At 39.8% G+C, this 20800-nt stretch carries 17 protein-coding genes; 1 reads left to right on the top strand and 16 read right to left on the bottom strand.

Going from position 1 to position 20800, the window contains the following annotated elements:
• Positions 1–177 precede the first annotated feature (177 nt).
• The 13 genes from hepC to H6G18_RS00270 form a co-directional block, all read right to left on the bottom strand.
• The gene (gene hepC, locus H6G18_RS00330) at positions 178–933 is read right to left on the bottom strand and encodes a heterocyst development glycosyltransferase HepC (RefSeq protein ID WP_190405083.1); all 756 of its coding nucleotides are present in this window, start codon (positions 931–933) and stop codon (positions 178–180) included.
• Positions 934–1807: 874 nt separating this feature from the next.
• Complete coding sequence (locus H6G18_RS00325) at positions 1808–4033, bottom strand: GumC family protein (RefSeq protein ID WP_190405082.1); 2226 nt, start codon at positions 4031–4033, stop codon at positions 1808–1810.
• A 103-nt stretch (positions 4034–4136) separates the two neighbouring features.
• The gene (locus H6G18_RS00320) at positions 4137–5225 is read right to left on the bottom strand and encodes a glycosyltransferase (RefSeq protein WP_190405081.1); all 1089 of its coding nucleotides are present in this window, start codon (positions 5223–5225) and stop codon (positions 4137–4139) included.
• 333 nt (positions 5226–5558) lie between these two features.
• Entirely contained in the window at positions 5559–6872 is a 1314-nt protein-coding gene (locus tag H6G18_RS00315) for an NAD(P)H-dependent oxidoreductase (RefSeq protein ID WP_190405080.1), read from the bottom strand.
• A 49-nt stretch (positions 6873–6921) separates the two neighbouring features.
• Positions 6922–7491: a dTDP-4-dehydrorhamnose 3,5-epimerase gene (gene rfbC, locus H6G18_RS00310; protein WP_190405079.1), complete on the bottom strand. Its 570-nt coding sequence runs from the start codon at positions 7489–7491 to the stop codon at positions 6922–6924.
• A 64-nt stretch (positions 7492–7555) separates the two neighbouring features.
• Positions 7556–7837, bottom strand: a complete 282-nt coding sequence (locus tag H6G18_RS25150; RefSeq protein ID WP_313954406.1) for a hypothetical protein — start codon at positions 7835–7837, stop codon at positions 7556–7558.
• A gap of 244 nt (positions 7838–8081) precedes the next feature.
• The gene (locus H6G18_RS00300) at positions 8082–9110 is read right to left on the bottom strand and encodes a glycosyltransferase family 2 protein (protein ID WP_190405078.1); all 1029 of its coding nucleotides are present in this window, start codon (positions 9108–9110) and stop codon (positions 8082–8084) included.
• A gap of 226 nt (positions 9111–9336) precedes the next feature.
• Positions 9337–10365 carry an NAD-dependent epimerase/dehydratase family protein gene (locus H6G18_RS00295; protein ID WP_190405283.1) on the bottom strand — a complete coding sequence of 343 codons (1029 nt, stop codon included), beginning with the start codon at positions 10363–10365 and terminating at the stop codon, positions 9337–9339.
• Between the two features lie 226 nt (positions 10366–10591).
• A complete protein-coding gene (lhgO, locus tag H6G18_RS00290) occupies positions 10592–11806 on the bottom strand; it encodes an L-2-hydroxyglutarate oxidase (protein WP_190405077.1) in 1215 nt (404 codons plus the stop codon).
• A 112-nt stretch (positions 11807–11918) separates the two neighbouring features.
• Positions 11919–12692 (bottom strand): glucose-1-phosphate cytidylyltransferase, encoded by a 774-nt coding sequence (gene rfbF / locus H6G18_RS00285; protein WP_190405076.1) that lies wholly within the window; start codon positions 12690–12692, stop codon positions 11919–11921.
• A 282-nt stretch (positions 12693–12974) separates the two neighbouring features.
• A complete protein-coding gene (locus H6G18_RS00280) occupies positions 12975–15182 on the bottom strand; it encodes a tetratricopeptide repeat protein (protein WP_190405075.1) in 2208 nt (735 codons plus the stop codon).
• A 95-nt stretch (positions 15183–15277) separates the two neighbouring features.
• Positions 15278–16060, bottom strand: a complete 783-nt coding sequence (locus tag H6G18_RS00275; protein WP_190405074.1) for a PP2C family serine/threonine-protein phosphatase — start codon at positions 16058–16060, stop codon at positions 15278–15280.
• Positions 16061–16210: 150 nt separating this feature from the next.
• The gene (locus tag H6G18_RS00270) at positions 16211–16885 is read right to left on the bottom strand and encodes a vWA domain-containing protein (protein ID WP_190405073.1); all 675 of its coding nucleotides are present in this window, start codon (positions 16883–16885) and stop codon (positions 16211–16213) included.
• A 605-nt stretch (positions 16886–17490) separates the two neighbouring features.
• Here H6G18_RS00270 and H6G18_RS00265 point away from each other — a divergent pair.
• On the top strand, positions 17491–18867 hold the full coding sequence (locus H6G18_RS00265) for a response regulator (protein ID WP_190405072.1): 1377 nt from the start codon (positions 17491–17493) through the stop codon (positions 18865–18867).
• A gap of 280 nt (positions 18868–19147) precedes the next feature.
• Here H6G18_RS00265 and H6G18_RS00260 read toward each other — a convergent pair whose 3' ends face one another.
• From H6G18_RS00260 to H6G18_RS00250, 3 genes are all read right to left on the bottom strand, one after another.
• Positions 19148–19786 carry a hypothetical protein gene (locus H6G18_RS00260; protein ID WP_190405071.1) on the bottom strand — a complete coding sequence of 213 codons (639 nt, stop codon included), beginning with the start codon at positions 19784–19786 and terminating at the stop codon, positions 19148–19150.
• A gap of 313 nt (positions 19787–20099) precedes the next feature.
• Positions 20100–20360 (bottom strand): hypothetical protein, encoded by a 261-nt coding sequence (locus H6G18_RS00255; protein ID WP_190405070.1) that lies wholly within the window; start codon positions 20358–20360, stop codon positions 20100–20102.
• Between the two features lie 265 nt (positions 20361–20625).
• Positions 20626–20790 (bottom strand): type I-MYXAN CRISPR-associated protein Cas6/Cmx6, encoded by a 165-nt coding sequence (locus H6G18_RS00250; RefSeq protein ID WP_390824725.1) that lies wholly within the window; start codon positions 20788–20790, stop codon positions 20626–20628.
• Between the last annotated feature and the right edge of the window lie 10 nt (positions 20791–20800).

Below are 20800 nucleotides of genomic sequence, written 5' to 3'. Positions count from 1 at the left end.
AGCTCAAGTGCGGCAAATAAATTAATTACCGCACTGAGTAAAAAGAATGAATTTTGCAAACTTACCGATGTTCTTAGTTAGTGAAGCTGTGAGGAAATCAGGTTGAGTAAAAACCCTAATCAATTTAATATTTCCCGTATTTTTTCACTCTCTCAGGACAAAGGTGAAATTTAGTTTCTAACTATCTAAATGCACCAGTTGAGATTCTGTTGATACTTCCCATGATCTGGTAATTATTGGTAGTGTATTCGCCTGTTGCTGTCCTGCTAAACTGAGCTTTACTGCATCTTCTAAAGTCCAACAATCAGACCCTGTTAAATTCATTTCCCCCCGCAGCACATTCCATAACTGTGGTAGCTGATATAAACCGGATTTTTTGAGCCAAAGTCCCAAGGTTTTGGAGTTATTCTGAGTAGTAGTGCAGAAATTTATTAGGCGAAAAAATTTACCTCGTTCTCCCACACGCCACTCATAGGTAAACAGAGATTTTGGTGAATCAATCTGCATCAGCATCACCAATCCCAACATTACTGGAATCACTAACAGCAACAATCCAAAAGCGACTAGCTGGTTTATCAATCGCCACAACCAGTTTAGAGATTGGCTACCTGATTTGGAGAGCCTAACGTGAGCGGGTTTACTCAGAAAAATTGGCTTATGAGCTTGATTACAGGCTTCAGCCCAGAACTTCAGCCAAGTTTCACCCAATTTGCCATCTATACTCACCAAATTGACTGGGGAGCGTTTTAAGCAATTAATTAATAATTTCTCATCATTTAGAGAAGGTAAATATGGCTGTTTTACTTTGAGAGATGATTTCACCAACAACTGACCCCGTCGCCACTGAAGCGTATACTTTGAGGAGCAATTATTTTGATCTTGCGGCGCAATTATATCGTTATTCTCAACCTTGGAAACTATTACGCTTGTCATAATGTCTTTGGATCTATACAAGTTAAATTGCTGAGATGATATCAAAGGCTGTCAATGCCAAAGACTTCGATGGAAACTTTATTCTGCCCGAAAAAGCTGTAGAATTTTGTGTGCAGAATCAACTTTTAAACTAGCAGAAATTGCAAGTAAATATTTTTGAGAATGGCTGCTAGTTTAAATTGGTAAACACAGCTTATACATGATGCAAAAAAGTAGAGAAGATAAACATATTGGTAAAGCTATCTGAGTGATTTAATCTTTTCTACAGGAATTAATGTTATTGAGGAGTATAGAGCTAATTAACCTAACCTTTGAAAAGACATATTTAGGCATCTACACTCTTCGATTTCAGCACTTTACATTTATGTTTATCTACAACTAATTGTCTACTTTTACAATAAAATTCAGAACCTAATTCACTTTTGGATTGGAACCATTTGAATTGAATTTCTATCTCTAGGATATAAGAATCAGTGAGAATAGCTATATCTCCGAACTAATTCTTTATTTACTCTTTAAATATTCAATATTTTGGATAGATATTTATAAAGATGTGATAAATATACTTAAATAAATAAGATATCAATAGTTGAAATTATAACAACAAAAATGTTTAATTATTACAGCATTTTTATTTAATTTAGTCACATTAATTTGATATATGACAGATTTTCTTGGGGTAGTTAAATGAAAAAAAAAGGACTTTAGTCCTTACTACGAGCTTACCTATCACTTTTGAGAATAGAGCGAAAAAAAGATATGTGCGATCGCACCTCATGAGGTGCGATCGCACAATCAAAAAATATAGCTGAGGGTAGGGGACTAGAGACGAATTAGTGCAAAATTAAAAAATTTCCCTCCATCTCTCACTCAATTACTTTTCTACTGCCTGTTCCAGGGCAAAACGGTATTCCCTCGCATAAGGTACATAGGTGCTATCAGAGTTAGATACACCGTTAGCCACAACACCAATGAGGTTTAACTTGCTCAACATGGCTGTAGCTTGAGCGATTTGGTTACGAGTCACTTTTCCAAGACTCGCCACCATCACCACACTCCGACAAGATGATGCTGTGAGCAAGGCATCTACCAAACCTAGAACTGGTGGTGCATCAATGATAACCAAATCGTAATTCTCCTCAAATGCTGCCATCAACTGTTTCATGCGTGGAGAACTCAAGAGATTTGCTGAATCATTAGGCGATGGCCCAGCCGTCAAAATATCGATGTAGGCTGAACCTACGCTATGAGTACCAATCTGTTCTGGTAAAGTAATTTCGCTGGCTAAGAGAGTTGATAGCCCCTGCTCATTGGGAAGATTAAGATGTTCGTGCAAACTAGGATCGCGTAAGTTGGCATCAATCAGTAGTACCCGTTTATGTAAACGGGCTGCACTCATAGCTAAACCTAGAGCCAAACCTGACTTACCTCTATCAAGCATAGGCGAGGTAATCATCAAGGACTTCAAACTAGATACAGAATTTAAAAGCTCAATATTTTTGTAAATCAGATCCAAAGATTCCCAACGGATGGAAGATTTGAGAACTTCAACTGTCCAAGGCCCCAACACTTCTGGCTTACCAAAAGGCAACTTGATGACTGATTCTCTAGTTTTAGCAGGTGGCAACTTGGGAGTAGTTCCTAACAAAGGCAAAGCCGCCTGCTTTTCTAACTCAGCAGTGGTATGAACAGAATCATCAGCCGCTTCTCGAATAAAGGCAGCAATGCCTCCCAGCATTAACCCAACGACTGCGCCCAACATGAGATTCTGCCGGAGATTAGGGCCTAATTGCATCCCTATCTGGGGTTCTTCTACAACTTCCCAATTAAACCCACCTTTAGCAAGTTCTTGGCGCAGTTGCTGTTCTGCTCGCAATAGCTGTTCCAATCTTTCACGACTGAATTGCAACTGTGGTTGTATGCGATTGTAATAAGCCAACAGGGGCGGAAAGCGTTTAATTTCCAGACGTAGTTGATTTTCTTTCTGTGCCAAAGTTTGGTCACGGGCAGTCAATGCAACTATGATTGTCTGCGTTTCTACTAATTGACCAGCAAGAGTCAGATCAATTTGACCAAACTGACCCTGTTCTAAAAGCGGTTCCCCAGTCCTGAAGACATTAGCAGATTTAAAGCCTAAGGTTCTGCCTACTTCCTGTTGCAATAATTCCTTTTGGCTTTGCAGTTGTTCTTTCAGCTTCTGCACACTGGGGGTTTCATCGGTAAAGCGTAAACGTTCTTGAGCTAATAACAGTTCTGTTTTTTGAATTTCGTTGAGTAAACCTTGATAGCGAACGGACTGACTCAAACGAGAAGTAACTAAAGCATTTTTAGGAGAACGATTTAATTGCGCTTCTAAAGATTTTTGCTTTGCCAACGCCTCTTCATAAGCAGAACGAGTAGTCCGGCGTTCTTGCTCAATAGCGTTCAAAGCATCTTCTAGAGCTTTTGCTTGAGCTTCTGGGTTAATTAAATTCTGATTTCTGCGGAACCGTTGTAAGTTGGCTTCTGCTGCGTTCACTTCTTCGCTAGCCTTGCTCAACTGTTCTCTAATAACTTGCAGACCTTTTTTGAGACGGTTATCCTGTTGTTGTTTGTTATATTCTATATAGACTTCCCGAATAGAACTCAGTACTTTTTGAGTCTGTTCAGGATCAGTTGATGTATATTCTACCTGAAAAATTTTAGTAGCGACATTATCTTGTTTTGTCCTAATTTGATTTAAGACCAAGGCATTTTTAATATCAGCTACAGTAATATCTGGATATTCTGATTGCAATTTAGTCACTGCTTTTTGAATTAGTCCTGAACTCTGCATTAAGTTCAGTTGAGTAGCAGTGTCTATTTGGATATCAGGTTCGAGAAACTGAGTTTCTGGAGTACCGCCTTCTCTCTTACCTTGATAGTTAGGTTCTACCAACAATTGCATTGAGCTTTTGTAGGTAGGTTTAGTTCTCGCCGTAATCAAAGCTGCTAGGGCAATTGTTGTCAAAAATGCCATTAAGAACCAAGGAGACCTACGCAGGAAAACTGAAAAGATTTTGCCGTAACTCGGTTCTGAATCAGCAATGTTTATATTTGTACTTAGAGTAGTTTGAACCACGTTTATGATCCTTGTGTTCGAGACGCTAATAAAACAGTTATCAGTTATCAGGTTCATTTGTTGGTGGAATATTACACCAGACACTTACACACTATTCACTGATTTAATTGAGACTACAGGTCTGGGCAATAACTCGCTCAACTTTACTAAAGAAAACAGGCTCAGAAAAATTATTCACAGCGTGATTACGAATATTTTCATAATTCCAAGTGATTTCTCCGGACTCTAATAACGCCATTTGTAAAGATTCTGGTGTTTGTCGATTAAAAAAGACTCCAGTCTTGCCATGTATTTGAGTATCTAAGACTCCACCTGCGCCAAAAGCAATAACTGGTGTACCACTAGCATTAGCTTCTACAGGAACTAAACCATAGTCTTCTAAGGCGGCTACTATGATAGATTTGGCTTTAGAAAATAATTCTTTGCGTGTGCTGTCACTCACATGACCTACAAATTTAATATTATCTAAAGCTTTGGAACGTAATCTTTCTCTTTCTGGGCCATCACCGGAGATGATTAACGGCCATCCAAGCCAATTAAAAGCCTCGACTATGATATCGAGTCGTTTATAGCTAATCATCCGCGCCGATGCTAAATAATATTCATCTTTTGTATCAGAAAAAACAAAGTTACTGGTATCAATTGGATAGTTAATCATTATTGCTTGTTTGCCATAAATCTGCTGAATACGGCGAGCAACAATGCTGGAGTTAGCAATGTAGATATCAGGTTCCTGAGCATATTTCAGGTCTACATCTCGCATTAGCTGAAAAACTTTTTCGATTAAGACTGACAAATATCTATAATCGCTATACTCTCTTAAATAGGTTTCTGTATCCCATAAAAAACGGGTGACGTTATGACAAAAACAAATATGTTTAGCGTCTGGTCTTTTACGTACTGCTTTGGCGAAACTAGTACTACTACTAATAATTAAATCGTAGTCTTGCAAATCCAATGCTCGAAAAGCAGGAAAATATAAGGGAGCCATTAATCTAAAATATTTGGCTGCACCAGGAATTTTTTGTAAGAATGTGGTGTTAACTAACCGTTCACCCATATCGATAGTTTTTTGCGGATCATACAATGATGTAAAAATATCCGCTTCAGGATAGCGCTTACAAAGCAATTCAAATACACGTTCTGCTCCACCGCGCTGGGTCAGATAATCATGGACTAAAGCAACTTTCATATTGAACTAAATTTCCGGGGATTTTATTTAAAAATATTTCAGCAGATATTTGTCAAATTTTTGGTATTTTAGGTGATATTTTTTTACTATTATTTGATACATTTATGGTACTATTACGCCATAATAATAATCCGATTTTCGATAAATAATAGTATTTCTAAATAGCCTGAAAATTGATTCTATCTTTTGAACTATTTTGCGATTCAACTTTCAATTTAATTGCATTCCGATAGCCTCAGCCCCCCTTCTGGAAGGGGGGCATTTTTGAGGATTTAATAATGCGATATGTAGGGCGATCACCCTACATCTCACATTTTTTAATTGAGTTACTGATTATCCAACAGTTACTAGAACTTTTTCTGGGGCAAAATATTTGTCTTGTTCGGCTCTTAGTTGGTCACAAAGTCTACCTTGGGGTAGTTCTACATCATCATAGGTGAGGACTTGATCTTTAGAAATATCTCGTTTGAGACGACATCCTTCTGCTAGACCCATTGGTAAGAGGTTTTGCTGTTGGACAATATCAGAATTTTCACATTGTCCATAGGTCATATAGTAGCCAATGCCATCTAGAGTTTCCCCGGCTTTAAGGTCTATTTTGGCAGTGGTGACAACATCTACTAGGGGGCCTGCTAGGGGAGCCATCACAGCATCTTGGAAGAGAACTGCACGGGCTACAGACAAGGGTACTTCAAAATGGCAGAGGTGATATGGAGTGTAGAAGCTATAGAGTGGGCCTTCGCCTAACTTGTATAGGTTGAGGTAGTGGCGTTGTTTGGGGTCGTCGTGAGTTGCAAACACATATACGCCAGGGCCGGGTTTTGCGCCGACTACATAATCAACGATACCCCCTAGTTGCTTGAGTTGTTCCACATCGTACATATTGGTCATCTCATCAACATGACCGGTGAAGTCATACCCCAACATCCCCCGCTTGGCAACTTTCATCCCTGTGGCATTAGCAACGATCGCCTGTTCAAAGGAAATTTTGCTACCATCAGCAAAGCTAGTCACCATGTGGGCTTTTTGTCCCCAACGCTTGGCAAATCCTTCTTGAGTGGTGGGGTTGCGATAGGGGTCTTGCAGTCCTTTGATGTTACCGCACAATAGGGGAGTGAGGCCGATGCTTTTGACAAATCGGTAAAGGTTCATCTGTACGCCTGGTTGGTCGCCATCACAAGCACTGAGAATCACACCAGCTTTGTCTGCATAGACTTTGAGGATGGGGCCGACAGTACCATCAAGTTCGGCATTCATCATGATAACGTGTTTGCGATGGGCGATCGCTTCCATGACTACATGAGCGCCAAATTCTACAGCACCAGTGACTTCAATAATTGCGTCGATGCCTTGGGCTTGGCAGATGATTTTCGCATCTTCGGTAATGGTATATTTACCTTGAGCGATCGCACTTTCTAACTCGCTCACAGAATCCGCAATTTGAATATCTTCAATTCCAGCTTCGTTATAAGCTCGTTTTGCACCATCAATACTCCTGTTAGAGATAGCAACTAACTCCATCCCTGGAACCGAATTAATAATTTGATTGGCAATACCCCGACCCATAAATCCAGCGCCAATCATTCCCACTTTCACCGGATTACCAACAGCAGCACGAGCTTTTAGAGCATTATCAATAATAATCATTTTTGATTAATCCTTTTTTATTTTGAATTTACTGCGGTACTAGCTTCTATTAACAAACTGCTTCCACAGGGTTTGGGCTACCAATTGGTAATGTTTCTAATAAAGGCCAATTAGCATCTTTATCAGAAATCACCGTTACTTCTAGAGGCCATTCAATATTAAAAAATGGGTCGTTGTAACGTAATCCTTTTTCATATCCCGGCGTATAAAATTCACCTACTTGATAGACAACTTCTGCGTCATCAGTGAGGGCTTGATAACCGTGAGCAAACATCTCTGGTACATACAAAGCACGGCGATTATCAGCAGTGAGTTCTACCCCAAAATGTGATAAAAATGTTGGTGAATCAGGACGCATATCAATAATTACGTCATAAATAGCACCTTTTATACAGCGAATTAATTTTGTTTCTGCGGCTGGTTTGAGTTGATAGTGCATACCCCGCAGCGTACCTTTTTTGTAGTTATAAGATAGGTTGCACTGGGCTACTACTGGTTTTAAACCGTGGGCTGCAAATTCATTAGCACAAAAAGTTCTGGCGAAAAAACCACGATGGTCTGGTTTTTCGTCTAAATCAATAATAAATGCGTCTTTGAGTGATGTATTAGTAAAAATCATGTATTTCTCAAATAGTAATTGTCTACAAATACGAATTCTTTAGCATTTACACTAAACAAAGGAGCTAAACCGGAATTTTAGCTAAATCTGGTTTAGTGAAAGTATCATCCCAATATTGTGTACAAAGTTCTGGCCGTTTGGGAGGATTAGCAGTGTAAGCAAAAAATAGTGCTGACCGTTCTTGTGTGCGTAAAGTACCGTGATGTAATGCAGTTGCGGGGTCAGCAATCACTACTGTATCTGAGCAAGATTTCCAAGCTGATTTGGGGATAATTTCTTCTAATTGTTCATCGGTTATTCCTAAAGATCCGGACTGCTTGAGATGCTGATTAATATCATCTGACATTTGTGCTAGCTGCTGATGAGTAGCTTTGAGCAATTCCGGTGTAGATTCTAATCCTAATTCTTCTATAGTTGTGATATAAACTCCCTCTCTTTTGAGAGATTGAAAAATTAAGCGATCGCCTGATTCTAATGGCGGTAAATTTTTTCATGCCGCAAAAGTCTCAGCCTATAAACTAATTCAGACTGTGCGGCAAATAGTTTATTTTTAATGTTATACACTGGGGTGAGTTTCAACTATTTTGCCACTAATTTATTTTTGAGTATCGCTTATGATTATGTGAGTGCATTTCTGGAGTTATGGTTTCACCAGCTTCGGAAATTTTTAGTTCTCTAAAAGGAATAAATTCTAAAGCTGCTATACTGACTAAAGCTAAAAATGGTATGACTGTCTTAATAGCAGATACAGGCCATCTTTTCAAAGCACCTAAGAAAACTTTCAAGTCTACTTCTTTAGAATTTTGCAACAGCATTCGCCGACAAAATTGTTGAGAATAGCCAATTTCCTGAAGTTTTAAAATCACTTCGGGGATGTGTTTGTATTGCATTAACAATGCTGATTTTGGCTCTTTCTGCCAATAACTCACACCAACAATACATTCTAAAAAATTTTCTTTGGTGACAATGACAGTACCATTAGCAGCACAATAACCAGCGATATATGCTAAAGATATCCAGTTACTGGCTGCATCTGGCCAATTTTGTAGAGCTTTTTTGACTAAATCAGTGCGATAAATACTTGCGCTGAGAAAAATAACTGCACCGACACTTTTCGCAAAACAATGTTCAAAAATGGCTTTACCGTCGCTACAACCATCTTCACAATCAGCATCAAACCAGCGATTCCCAATAATTGTTGGTGGGAATACTGGTTGACCAGTGATTTTATTCCGACCAGAAAAATTGAGGAAGAGTAAGCCTAAATTTTGATGTTGTTTGATTTTATTGATGACATAAGAAATAGCCCTATCTTGAACAGGATCATCATCACCAATAGTCCAAACATATTGTGTTTCCGCAGAATTTAGGCAGTACATAATATTTTTCATTACGCCTAAATTTTCTGGATGTTTGTTAGCTTTAAAGGTGATATTATGTAGTTTTTGTTGCCATTTCTGGATAATGTCTTGTGTATGATCAGTAGAAGAATTATCAGAAACTAATATCTCACAATCTGCTTCAAATCCTTTGATGGCATTTGCTAGCCAGGCTAACTGCTTATCGAGTAAATTAGCACGATTATAAGTTGGGATAGCAATTGTTAGTAGTTTGCTCATAATCAGGAATAAAAATCCGTGAGGGTGATGGTTTATATAGCTTGCGTCTCTGTGGTTAAATATAATTTTTTCTAACCACAGAGGCACAGATACACAGACAAAAAATGATTTTAAAAGTCAACAAATATGCTTGTTCTGGTTGGTAATAGCTAATAGTTTATAGATAATTCTTTTTTAGCCATTACCAACCACTACCGATATTATCAATGTTCAAATGAACATGATATTATTTGATGTTCCAGAAGAAATCTTGGTTGATTTGTTCAGTACGAATGAGATATTCTAGCTGCTTTAAGCGTGTAAAACCTCTAAATAAGAAAGTGTCTTCTGTCATATCTATTTGACTGAATAAATCAAATAGCTGTCTAGCACCTTTTTGAGCATCCCAATCACACTTAAATCCGGGGAGGATGCTATTAATTTTCTCAAAAGATACGCGGTAGCTGCGGTTGTCTGCACCGTTATCACCAAAGGATAATTTACATCCAGGGAATGTATCGGCGATGATTTCGGCAATCTCTTTAACGCGGTAGTTGTTGGTGGTGTCACCAACGTTAAAGATTTGATTGTGAACAATATCACGAGGTGCTTCTAAAGCGCAAATTATAGCTTTGCAAATATCTAGTGCATGGACTAATGGCCGCCAAGGTGTACCATCACTAGTCATTTTGATTTCTTTCGTAGTCCAAGCCAAGCCAGCTAAATTGTTCAAGACAATATCAAACCGCATTCTGGGAGAAGCACCAAAAGCAGTGGCGTTCCGCATAAAGGTAGGCGAGAAGTCGTCATCAGCTAGGAGTGTGACATCCCGTTCTACTAGGGTTTTACATTTTGCATAGGCTGTTTGGGGGTTGATAGGAGAGGCTTCTGTGACATCACCCTCGGTAGCAACACCATACACACTACAGGAAGACATATAGACGAAGCGCCGTACACCCATTGTTTTCGCTAGGTTAGCTAGACGAACTGAACCTAGATGATTGATGTCGTAGGTAATATTTGGTGCTAATTGTCCGGTGGGGTCGTTGGAGAGTTCCGCCATGTGGACGATCGCTTCCACACCTTCTAAGTCTTCGGGGGTGATGTGGCGGATATCTTTGTTGAGGGTTTTAGCTGTTACTTGAGTACCGTTGTATAGCCAGCCTACTTTGTAATAACCAGTATCTACACCAATTACTTCATGTCCTTTTCCAATTAACAAGGAAGGCAATAAACAACCTAAATATCCTTCAGTTCCAGTTACTAAAATTTTCATTTGTGTCAAATTCTCTATATTGGTTAATGAAGTTTGGGGGAGTATTTCTACTGTTTTTGTCTTCTTCATCCCCCTTATCTCTTATCTAACGAGATGTGCGACTTATCCTTAAAACCCCTCTCCAAACCTCTCCCCTACAAGGAGAGAGGCTTTAATTCTTGTTCCCCTTCCCTTGTAGGGAAGGGGTTGGGGGTTAGGTTCGAGAGAAAGTTGCACACCGCGTTATCTATGCAATTACTACAGTCTCAAGGTGCGATTGTTGGGGGATTTGTGCAGCGATCGCTTTGCCAATTTCCAGGGAAGAAGTAGCGGCTGGTGAAGGTGCATTGCAAACATGGATGGAGTTTTCACCAGGAACAATGTAAAAATCGTCTACTAGTTTGCCGTCATCCATTAAGGCTTGGGCGCGTACCCCTGCATGGGTGGGAACTAAATCTTCGGCTTGGACTTCGGGAATGAGTTTTTGCAAACTTCTGGTGAAAGCGGCTTTGCTGAAGGAACGAATGATTTCTTGGATACCTTCGTCGGCGTGTTTGACTGCGAGTTTCCAAAAACCAGGATAAGTCATGACTTCGGCAAAGTCTTTGAAGTCGAAGTCGGTTTTTTTGTAACCTTCGCGCTTCAGGCTAAGAACTGCATTCGGCCCAGCGTGGACACTACCGTCAATCATCCTGGTGAAATGGACACCCAAGAAGGGAAATTCGGGGTTGGGAACCGGGTAAATGAGAGTTTTGACCAAATAGCGTTTTTCTGGGGTGAGTTCGTAATATTCTCCCCGGAAGGGTACGATTTTTGCGCTTGGTTGGACTCCACCTAATTTAGCAATGCGATCGCTGTGCAATCCGGCACAATTGATCACAAATCTGGTTTCAAAGTTACCGTTATTCGTTTCCAGTACGTGATTTTTGCCACTGGGGGAAATTTTCAGGACTTTGGTGTTGAGGCGTAATTCTCCACCTTGTTGTTGAATTAATTCGGCGTATTTTAAACAAACTTGCTTGTAATTAACAATACCAGTTGAAAAAACGCGAATTCCTGCTACACATTTGACGTGAGGTTCGATTTCTTTAACTTCTTCTCGGCTAATTTTCTGAACTTCTGTACCATTTTCCAAGCCGCGTTGGTACAGGTTTTCTAGGCGTGGTAATTCTTGTTCATCTGTGGCTACAATTACCTTGCCACAAACCTCATGGTCAATGCCATGCTCTTGGCAGAATTTTACCATTGAGTCTCTACCATCACGGCAAAATTTAGCTTTGAAACTCCCCGGCTTGTAATAGATTCCAGAGTGAATAACACCACTATTATTGCCAGTTTGGTGAAATGCCCATTGGCTTTCTTTTTCTAATACTAAAATCCTTGCTTGGGGATAACGTCTACCTAAAGCCATCCCTGTAGACAGTCCAACTATTCCCCCACCGACAATGGCAAAATCGTACATTGGTATTACTGCACTTAAAATTACACTAAATCAGTAAACAATACCTTACAACAGAAATCAAAATAAGATGGGACAAAATGCCAGATACTTTTTGAATTTTCTGTAGACTTAGTTACCAGACTTTCCAGGGAGCCTGGTTATTTTTCCACAACTCCTCTAGATAATTTTTATCTCGTAATGTATCCATTGGTTGCCAGAAACCGTTGTGTTTAAAAGCAGATAATTGCTCCATATCTGCTAACTTTTCTAATGGTTCTTTCTCCCAAACAGTAGCATCATTAGCAATCAAGTCTATGACTTCTGGTTCTAAGATAAAATAACCACCGTTAATCCAAGCACCATCACCCTCAGGCTTTTCACGGAAACTAGTAATTTTAGTTTGCTCATACCCGAGAGAAATTGCCCCAAAACGTCCGGCTGGTTGGACGGCTGTGAGTGTTGCTAGGGTCTTTTGTTCTTGATGAAACTTGACTAGTTCGGTGATATTAATATCACATACGCCATCGCCATAGGTAAAACAAAAGGTATCATTACCAAGATGTTCGCGGACACGTTTCAAGCGTCCACCAGTCATGGTGTTATCGCCTGTATTTACCAAAGTGACGCGCCAAGGTTCAGCGTAACCAGAATGTACATTCATCTGGTTAAAACGCATATCAAAAGTTACATCAGACATATGTAAGAAGTAGTTAGCAAAATACTCCTTAATGACGTAACCTTTATAACCACAACAAATAATAAAATCATTAATGCCGTGAGCAGAATAAGTTTTCATGATGTGCCAAAGGATTGGCTTACCACCAATTTCTACCATCGGCTTAGGCTTGATACTGGTTTCTTCACTGAGGCGTGTACCAAGTCCTCCAGCCAAAATCACCGCTTTCATATAATTCCCTCGGAGATTTGCAGTTAGATTATTTTTTGGAAATTTATCCGGATGAAGGGGATGCACATGGATGGGAGAAAAATTCGTTTCTTGTTGTATCTTTCTCCGTACATAATCTAACTGTTATTCTCAGCTTTTGTATAAAGAAAAGGTAAATATAAATCTTGTAGATATAAAAGCTTAGTGAATAAAAAAATAGCCAATAGTTGTTAATCCATAGTCGATAACTTTAATGTTTGACTATTGACTAATGACTAATGACTATTGACTGTTGACTAATGACTATTGATTATTGATTTTCACATTTAAGTCTGTGCTGGCATATCCCCGCATTGTGGAACTTTGGAATAAAGCATTACATTTGCTTTCCTCAATGATACAGATACTGCTGAGTGCTTGTTGATAACTTTCGGTATCTTCTTGTTCTAAAGAAAATTGGGCGGCTAACTGCAAATCTGCAAGTGCTTTTGCATTATTGGGATCAGAGTTATCACTAGTAATTTGTGCTAATTCGTAGCGTATCATGCCACGTTTTAGATACACTTTGGCTAGTTTGTCGTTAATTTTTAATGCTCGGTCAAAATCAGCGATCGCCTGCTGATATTCTCTTGTAGAATCACCGCTATACTGGGCTATGAGATAGCGGACAGAAGCACGCTGGAAGTAGGCTTCGGTTTTAGCAGGATTGAGTTTCAAGGCTTGGTCAAAATCAGCGATCGCTTCTTGGTAATCTCTGAGAGTTTCACCACTATATTTAGCCATTTGCGAGCGCACAATGCCCCGGCGGATATAGGCTTCGGATTCCTTATCGTTGAGTTTGAGGGCATTGTTAAAGTCGGCGATCGCTAATTTATACTGTTTGTCAGGATCGTTACTATACTCTGCCAACATCAAACGGGCGTTACCCCGGTTCACAAAAGCCTTGATTTCACCAGGATTGATTTCTAACGCCACAGTATAATCTGCTAACGCACCTTCGTAGTCTTTCAAGTTGTAGCGAGCATTACCTCGATTCACCAAAGCTTTGGCGTTTGTCGGTTCCTGCTGGATGGCACGGGTAAAATTATCTACAGCCTGTTTATAATCGCGCACTTGGTAAGCAGCATGACCTTGTTTGTAGTAATCTGCAAAACTCAGAGTACTATTACTCTTGGTTTGCTGAGGCATCAGCGCCTGTTGGGCATAGTTATTGCGCGACACTAAAGGACTTGTGAATTTTGTCACCACATCCAAGTAGCCCAACACCCCAAAACCCAATAAACAAAACATGACTGGATAAAATTTTCCTTTCCAGCGATTGCGGTAAGGCGAAAAACTGGGGGTAGGTGAGTGCCCGTTGGTTTGGTACATAGGCATAACCGGCAATGGCAAGTTAGCAGGTTGATTCCTGTGGGCGTAGCGTCTCTTGGTGGGGATACGGGGGCGCAAATGTTCTCTATTTTCAATCGCCCGTGCTGAAGGAAATGGGTCACGTCCACCCAAGCGTAAGGCACGTTCACACCAAGGACAGGTGTTTAGGTGGTTGCTGTAGCTATGTTGGGCATTAACAGTACAGGTAGTGAGGGAATCTTCCGCTTCAGCTATAGCCGACAGCCAAGCTTGGGCATTAGGGCGGACTTTGGGGTCGTTGTGACCATCCTCAAAACAACGAATAAACAGTGCTTGTATGCTGGGATGAAGAATTTCCCAAGGTGGGGCAATGGGAGTAGGCAGGTAAGGAACTTTTCGCATCTTACTATAAGTAAAATGTCCAGCAGCAATTCTGGCTTCATAAGGCGGTGGTTCGGGGATGCCTTGATAGATACCAGAAAAAGGATGTGTACCTTCCATCAGGAGTTGGAAGATTAACACCCCTAAACCAAATAAGTCATGAGTAATTTGGCGATCGTGATGAGCAAAGATTTTATTCTGTAGTTCTGGTGGGGTAAACTCTGGTTTACCCACTGGACAACGATAAACAATATCGTTATCAGGGTCACGGACTTGGAAAGAATCGGTATCTACCAAGGTGACTAGGGCAGTGTCACTAACCAGGATGTTAGATTCGTTGACATCGCCCACAGAATAACCGCTATTGTGTAAAGAAGCAAAAGCCGCCGCCAAATTCCGAGCTGTGCGGAGTAGATATTGATAATTAAATAGAGGACAGTGTTGACGGCGAGTCCGGGGGTTATAAAAATCGATGATGGGGCGCATTCCCCGAATGCGTGGCATCAAAAAGCCAACGACGCGTTCACTTTCATCTGCTGCCCATAATAATTCTTGAGGCCAAGCAATAGAAATATGCCCCAAACTAGCTGTGGGGTTTTCTGGTGGGTTGGCAAGCATAGCCCGGAGTTTGCTGGCGTGGGCAACAGTTGGCTTGTGATAAACCTTCGCTACACAATCGCCAGCCGACGGCACGGCATAAATACAAGCTTCACCACCACGCCCCAAGCTGACGCTGAGGCTGATAATCTCTTCCTGGGGAAGATAACGTAGTACCTTCATGATTGAATTACGGTTAAGGGTTTAGAAAGGCAGGGAGCGGGGGGCAGGGGGCAAGGGGAGAAGAAAACTATCGGCAACTGACCACTGACAAACCTTTACAAATGATTGAAAGCACCTATAATCAGTGTTAAATCATCATCAGTACGTTGTGTAATTCGCTCAGAGCTTAAAAACTTGACTAACTGCTCTTTCGCTTCTGCTTGATCCTCTGCATTTTTCACAAAGTCGAATAACGGAAAAAAGAAGGGTTTATGCGGTTCACCAACAACCATATTTAAAGCCAGCATTTGCAGTCCATCGGTGAGGAGTCCAACGTTGACTATGGTTTCGCGCCATAATCGCATCTGCGCTGTATCTAGCGCACCTGGTGAAGTTAAAAAAGTTGTTTCGTTGATGTATTCGCCGTTGTTCGGTATGGTTAACGCCAGTAAGTTACCCAAGTGATCCTTAGCGACTGCCATTCCATCACCAATTTGTGTGGCTGCTACCATTTCTGGTGAGGCGATCGCAATAATTAAGGTAGTAGCTAAATCCTGGGGCTGTTGTTGACAAGCTGCTGCTTCATCTTCCACAGCTTTTTTCGCAGCTAGTAAGGACTCAGTTAACAGCAATTGTACAGTTTCATCATCAGCCAGGGAGTCTCTGGTAATATCTTTCAGCGATAAACTCTCAATCGCTGTTTCTACAGCCACCATTGCACCGACTTTCCCAAGACTTGCAGAACCCGCGCCATCTGCGGCCGCAGCCACTAACACATTCCCCGGCAATAATTGCCAGTGGTGAGCATCCTGACACAGCTGCTTATTTTTGATGTGGCTTGTACCACAGACAGAGGCGGCGACTACCTGCCAATGAGGGTTCTGTTTTGATATTTTCATATATTTGTTTTGTCAGCTAGCTGTGTAAGTGTCAAGCCGCAATCCGCGAGTGATTACCTAATTTGGTAGGATATTTAGTCTTGTTGGCAATTTTAGTAACAGTCTGTTAGTCAGAAGTTGTCATCTAAAATCCAAGATCCTAAATTGGTATTAGATAGATCCCCAGCCAATCGGCGGTAGCGCTACCTGTTCGTCAATTTGCGAATAGGAAACTGCCGACATACTAGCTGATAGCCAAACAAACATTTCAATAAAGTTCAGTCCTTTGAGTTTCAGGGGTGTTCGTACAGCTATTTGGTTCAGCCGCGTCATATTCGCATTTTCTACGCCGACGCTGAAAAATGCCACTCGTTTATTAACCTCATCTCCTTGCAGACGCAGCGCTGCTTGTTCTACTAAATGGTCTAGTTCACCTTGCGGCTCACCATCAGTAATCATAAACACCCAAGGACGATAGTAAGCAACACCATTGGCACGATACAAAGATTTTCGCTCTTGCACCATGTCCAACGCTTTATGAATACCCGCACCCATACTTGTTAATCCTTGCGCTGTCAGAATTGGTGGGTTAAATTGATCGGCAGTTACAAAGTCTTGTATTACATTGATATGACTATCAAAAGTAACGATCGCAATTTCTACCCTTCTGGCTGCTATGGAGTTTTTCATCAGTTCATCTTTCAAACTGAGCAAGCCCTGATTTAAAGCCTCTATCGCCACCCCTTGCATGGAGCCAGATGTATCGAGCAACAACACGCAAGGACAGCGAGGTTCTGGGTTCTCAGCAAACTCCACTACTTCATCTAGGATTAAAGTATCATTCATAACGTTTTGTGTTATGTTATAGTCCAAAGCTCTATTTTCCTTTTTTCAAAGTATATAGTTTCCACAGCCGAAACTGACAAGACCACAGGTAGATGTTTGGTGGTATCTGATTTAATCTTCATTCATAAAGATTGTTCTCACCAAAAGCGCTACAAATTTAAGGAAATCTTAATTAAAACGTAGAGCCAAAAATAAATCACATTTTTTCATTTTGAACATTAATCCATCCACCAAAATTTATATAGAGCAAACACAGAATATAATAAAAAATTCAATTTTGCCTACATAAATTTTTAAAGATTTTATGTGGATTTTTTATTTTCTATATAGAAAATAAATTGAGAATTAAATTAATCACCATGACAAAAATACCTAATGTAATCAAGAGAACTTAAATGCAATTATGGCTAAAAATGTTAGGACTCAGTATGTGGTTTGTAAATTGACATCTTCTTGATGATTTAAATTTTCTAGCTGGTAAAACATATGTCTATTTTCATTAGCAATTAACTTATCAAAAGCGTGCCAATACAATAAATATCTCATGCTTCAGGCTTCAAACTTGTACATAACCCCTGTATACTTTTACAAAAATAATCAGCAATATGAATTATTACGGCACATTTACAGCACTACGTCCTCATAGTTTGTTAAGACATTTATCTAGTTGTTTTGACACCACTTGTTTGCAAGCTTTTAGCAACTCAGTCACTTGGTCAATTTACTTAGAAGAAGGAACAATCACCTATGCAACTCATTCTGTAGAACCATTTGACAGATTAGAACGTCATTTGCGTCGCCTCAGTCAGCAAACTCCTCAAGTGACTAACGAAATTCGTGTAAAATTACGCTTGCTGTTTGAAATTGATGCACAAAATTACAGCAATACAATTAATCAGCCGCCTGAGTATCAAGCAATTCATTGGCTCGTCAATCAAGGATACTTAGACACTACACAAGCCACAGTACTGATTCAAGAACTAGTCAAAGACGTAATTGAATCATTTTTGTTAATCAAAACTGGTACTTACGAACTAAGTAATTCACAGCATAAATTGCCTGCAATTTGCCGACTCGATGTATCCAAAGTAATCGAACGTTGTCAAATAAAATTGCAAAATTGGCTGTCTTACCTACCCAAAATTACATCTCCTTATCAGCGTCCATACCTGTTGATTAACAATAAAAACTCTCCAGAAATACAGCCAAAATTAACTTACTGGATGAAGGGTTTTAGCCTACGCCATCTGGCTATAATTATGAATCAAGATGAAATCCAACTAGCGCAACATTTGTATCCTTATATCCTGACGGGAGAGATTATCTTACATGAGCCAGATCCACCATTCGATAGATTACCAAAGATTTTGGTCGAATTAAAATTAACTCCTAAATACACAACTACATTATTAAATAAAAAATTAGTAGATACAGTAGTAGAACTCAGCAGCAATGCTACGCCAATCACCCCAATTCTTGCCGTAGATAATTTAGCTCCTGTGGTACGATTACCACAACCTTATACTCCTGACAAAGCAAACCATCAGGAACTAACATTATCAAATACCATAAATTCTGTTCCTGAAAGAGTAACGCCTGCTACCGGAACTACTCAACGGGTATATAAAATCGTTTCTGTAGATGACAGTCCTACAATTCTCAAAGAAATTAGCCATTTTTTGGAGAGTGAAAATTTCACTGTAGTTGCTATCAATGATCCACTCAAAGCTGCTATGTCAATTATTAGACATAAACCAGACTTGATTTTATTGGATTTGAATATGGCTGGTATTGACGGTTATGAATTATGCCGAATTATCCGCAATAACTCAATGTTTAAAAATACGCCGATTATATTTGTTACAGGTTATAAGGGACTGGTTGATAAAGTAAAAGCCAGATTAGCTGGCGCATCTGGATATTTAACTAAACCTTTTACCCGTGCAGAATTGTTAAAGATGGTGTTTATGCACTTGGCTTAATTAGTTTATACGTAACCTTTTCCAGTTGAGTGCAGTATACCTTTCAACGGATCAGATTCTAGAGACTAGGCGAATCTATCTCATCAAAATGAAATGTGCTGTAATTTTCAAGATTAATCAATAACAATTATGTTTGCACAAGCTTATCTACAACAAAATTTTTAATTAATCATATATAACATCAGTTTACATAAGGGATTATCTGGGTAGATTGGGGAGTATCTTATGAAGACTGTCGCTGACAAAATTGAACAGATAACAGCACCAAAACTACAATATTCTATCTATTTACAAACGTAAAAGAATTGGCAATCTGCTGATAAGCTCTGCGATAAATTGCATCATTATTAGTACCATTTTTCGATAATGACACAACAATAATCCGAGAATCTTTAGGGTTGATAAAGACAACACTTTCGTTTTCATATAAGCCGCTAGATTGGAATTTAATGCCAGTTTTACCAGCAATTCTGGCAATTTTGAAATCGCGGCTCATGGTAAATTGATTACTCTGTTTAACCCATTGCTGCAAAGCTAATTTTTTAGGGTTGTTGTACACCCTGATGCTGACATTAGCAGGATATTCGGTACCACCTTCATAGGCTCCAGCGCGAATTTTCTGAGCGTGCTGTTTAGTCCAGATGTCAAGAGCCGCTAAGGGAGCATCAATACCATTTGAGGGTGTAGAGATATTGTTATCTATGACAAAATCTTTGGAGGAGTAGGTAAAGCGAAACAGAAAGCGATCGCTCCGATACACCCCTTGGCTTTGCGACGCAATTGTCGCCGTAGATGCTTCTAATCTCGCAGCCTCTTCAGGGGTTACAGAAGAAGCAATCCCCGGTTTGTAAGACATTGCTCCTACTATTACCAAACCCATCAAGATGGAATTTAATACTGGTTTATGCTTTAGTTTCATTTCTGTGAACTCATGTGTTTAGTTTTGGTTACATAGATAGATTCAATCCCCAAAAGAATATTTCCGCTAAATAAACGACTTGAGTAGAGCGCGCACAACTATTGAACCGGAGGGAGATGCAGAGAGATACACCAAATTGCATTTATTGATTCAGCAATGCCGAAAATCTTTGCAGAACAGGAATTATCTGTGTTGTTTACAAGGGTAGACTCTTAACTTATCTTATTGTTTATGCAATTTATTCATAACTTTAATGCTTTTTATACAAAAATGTATTTTAAGTTACGCCCAATCACTGCCATGATGAATTAGTTCATAGTGTTGTTGTTTGTTGTGATAGGCGGAGCTTCCTTGAGAATCCGCCTACTTTATCTTTGCATTTCTTCACCATACTGAGGTGTCCTAGTATAGTGGTACAGATGCGATCGCTAATTACTTTATAAAGCTTTATAGCAACAGTCGAAATAAAACTGTGGATGCAATCTCCTATTTTCGGTAGAGGAATGACGAGTGGTTCTGTCTTTAACATTTGAAGCAGTTGAACCACTACTAAAAATTGAGAAGAGATATCCATGATTACTCATCAGGATCTCAAGCAGTTGCAGTCTTTGACTAAGGTTGGGTCTTGTCCACTTTTGGTGATCTAGTTTGGGGATATTAGTTTAGGCGATCGCAAAAATACAGTTTACTTTTCACCCTCGCCTGGTCGCCCACGCTTTATATAGCCAGCATTTTGCCAATAATATCGCAATGCCCAACGAATTGCCTCAGATGAAACAGTAGAGTGAACTTCACCTTTCCAACTTAATTTTTGTAAAGTAGTTGTATTACCTTCATTTTCACATTGCTTGGATACCCAGTTGTTCTAGCTGACGCTGCGCTACGACTAAAAAAGTTTCAGGTTCTTCATAGCCTCTTATCACCACAATGCGCGATCGCAGTTTCTCCGCAGGTTGAAGCAAACAGATGTCGGGAATACACAAACGAATAGTATTTTTGCCCAGTAATAAAAAT

Source organism: Anabaena subtropica FACHB-260, from assembly GCF_014697105.1.
Classification (GTDB): domain Bacteria; phylum Cyanobacteriota; class Cyanobacteriia; order Cyanobacteriales; family Nostocaceae; genus Trichormus; species Trichormus subtropicus.
This window is presented reverse-complemented; position numbering and strand designations above follow the sequence as displayed.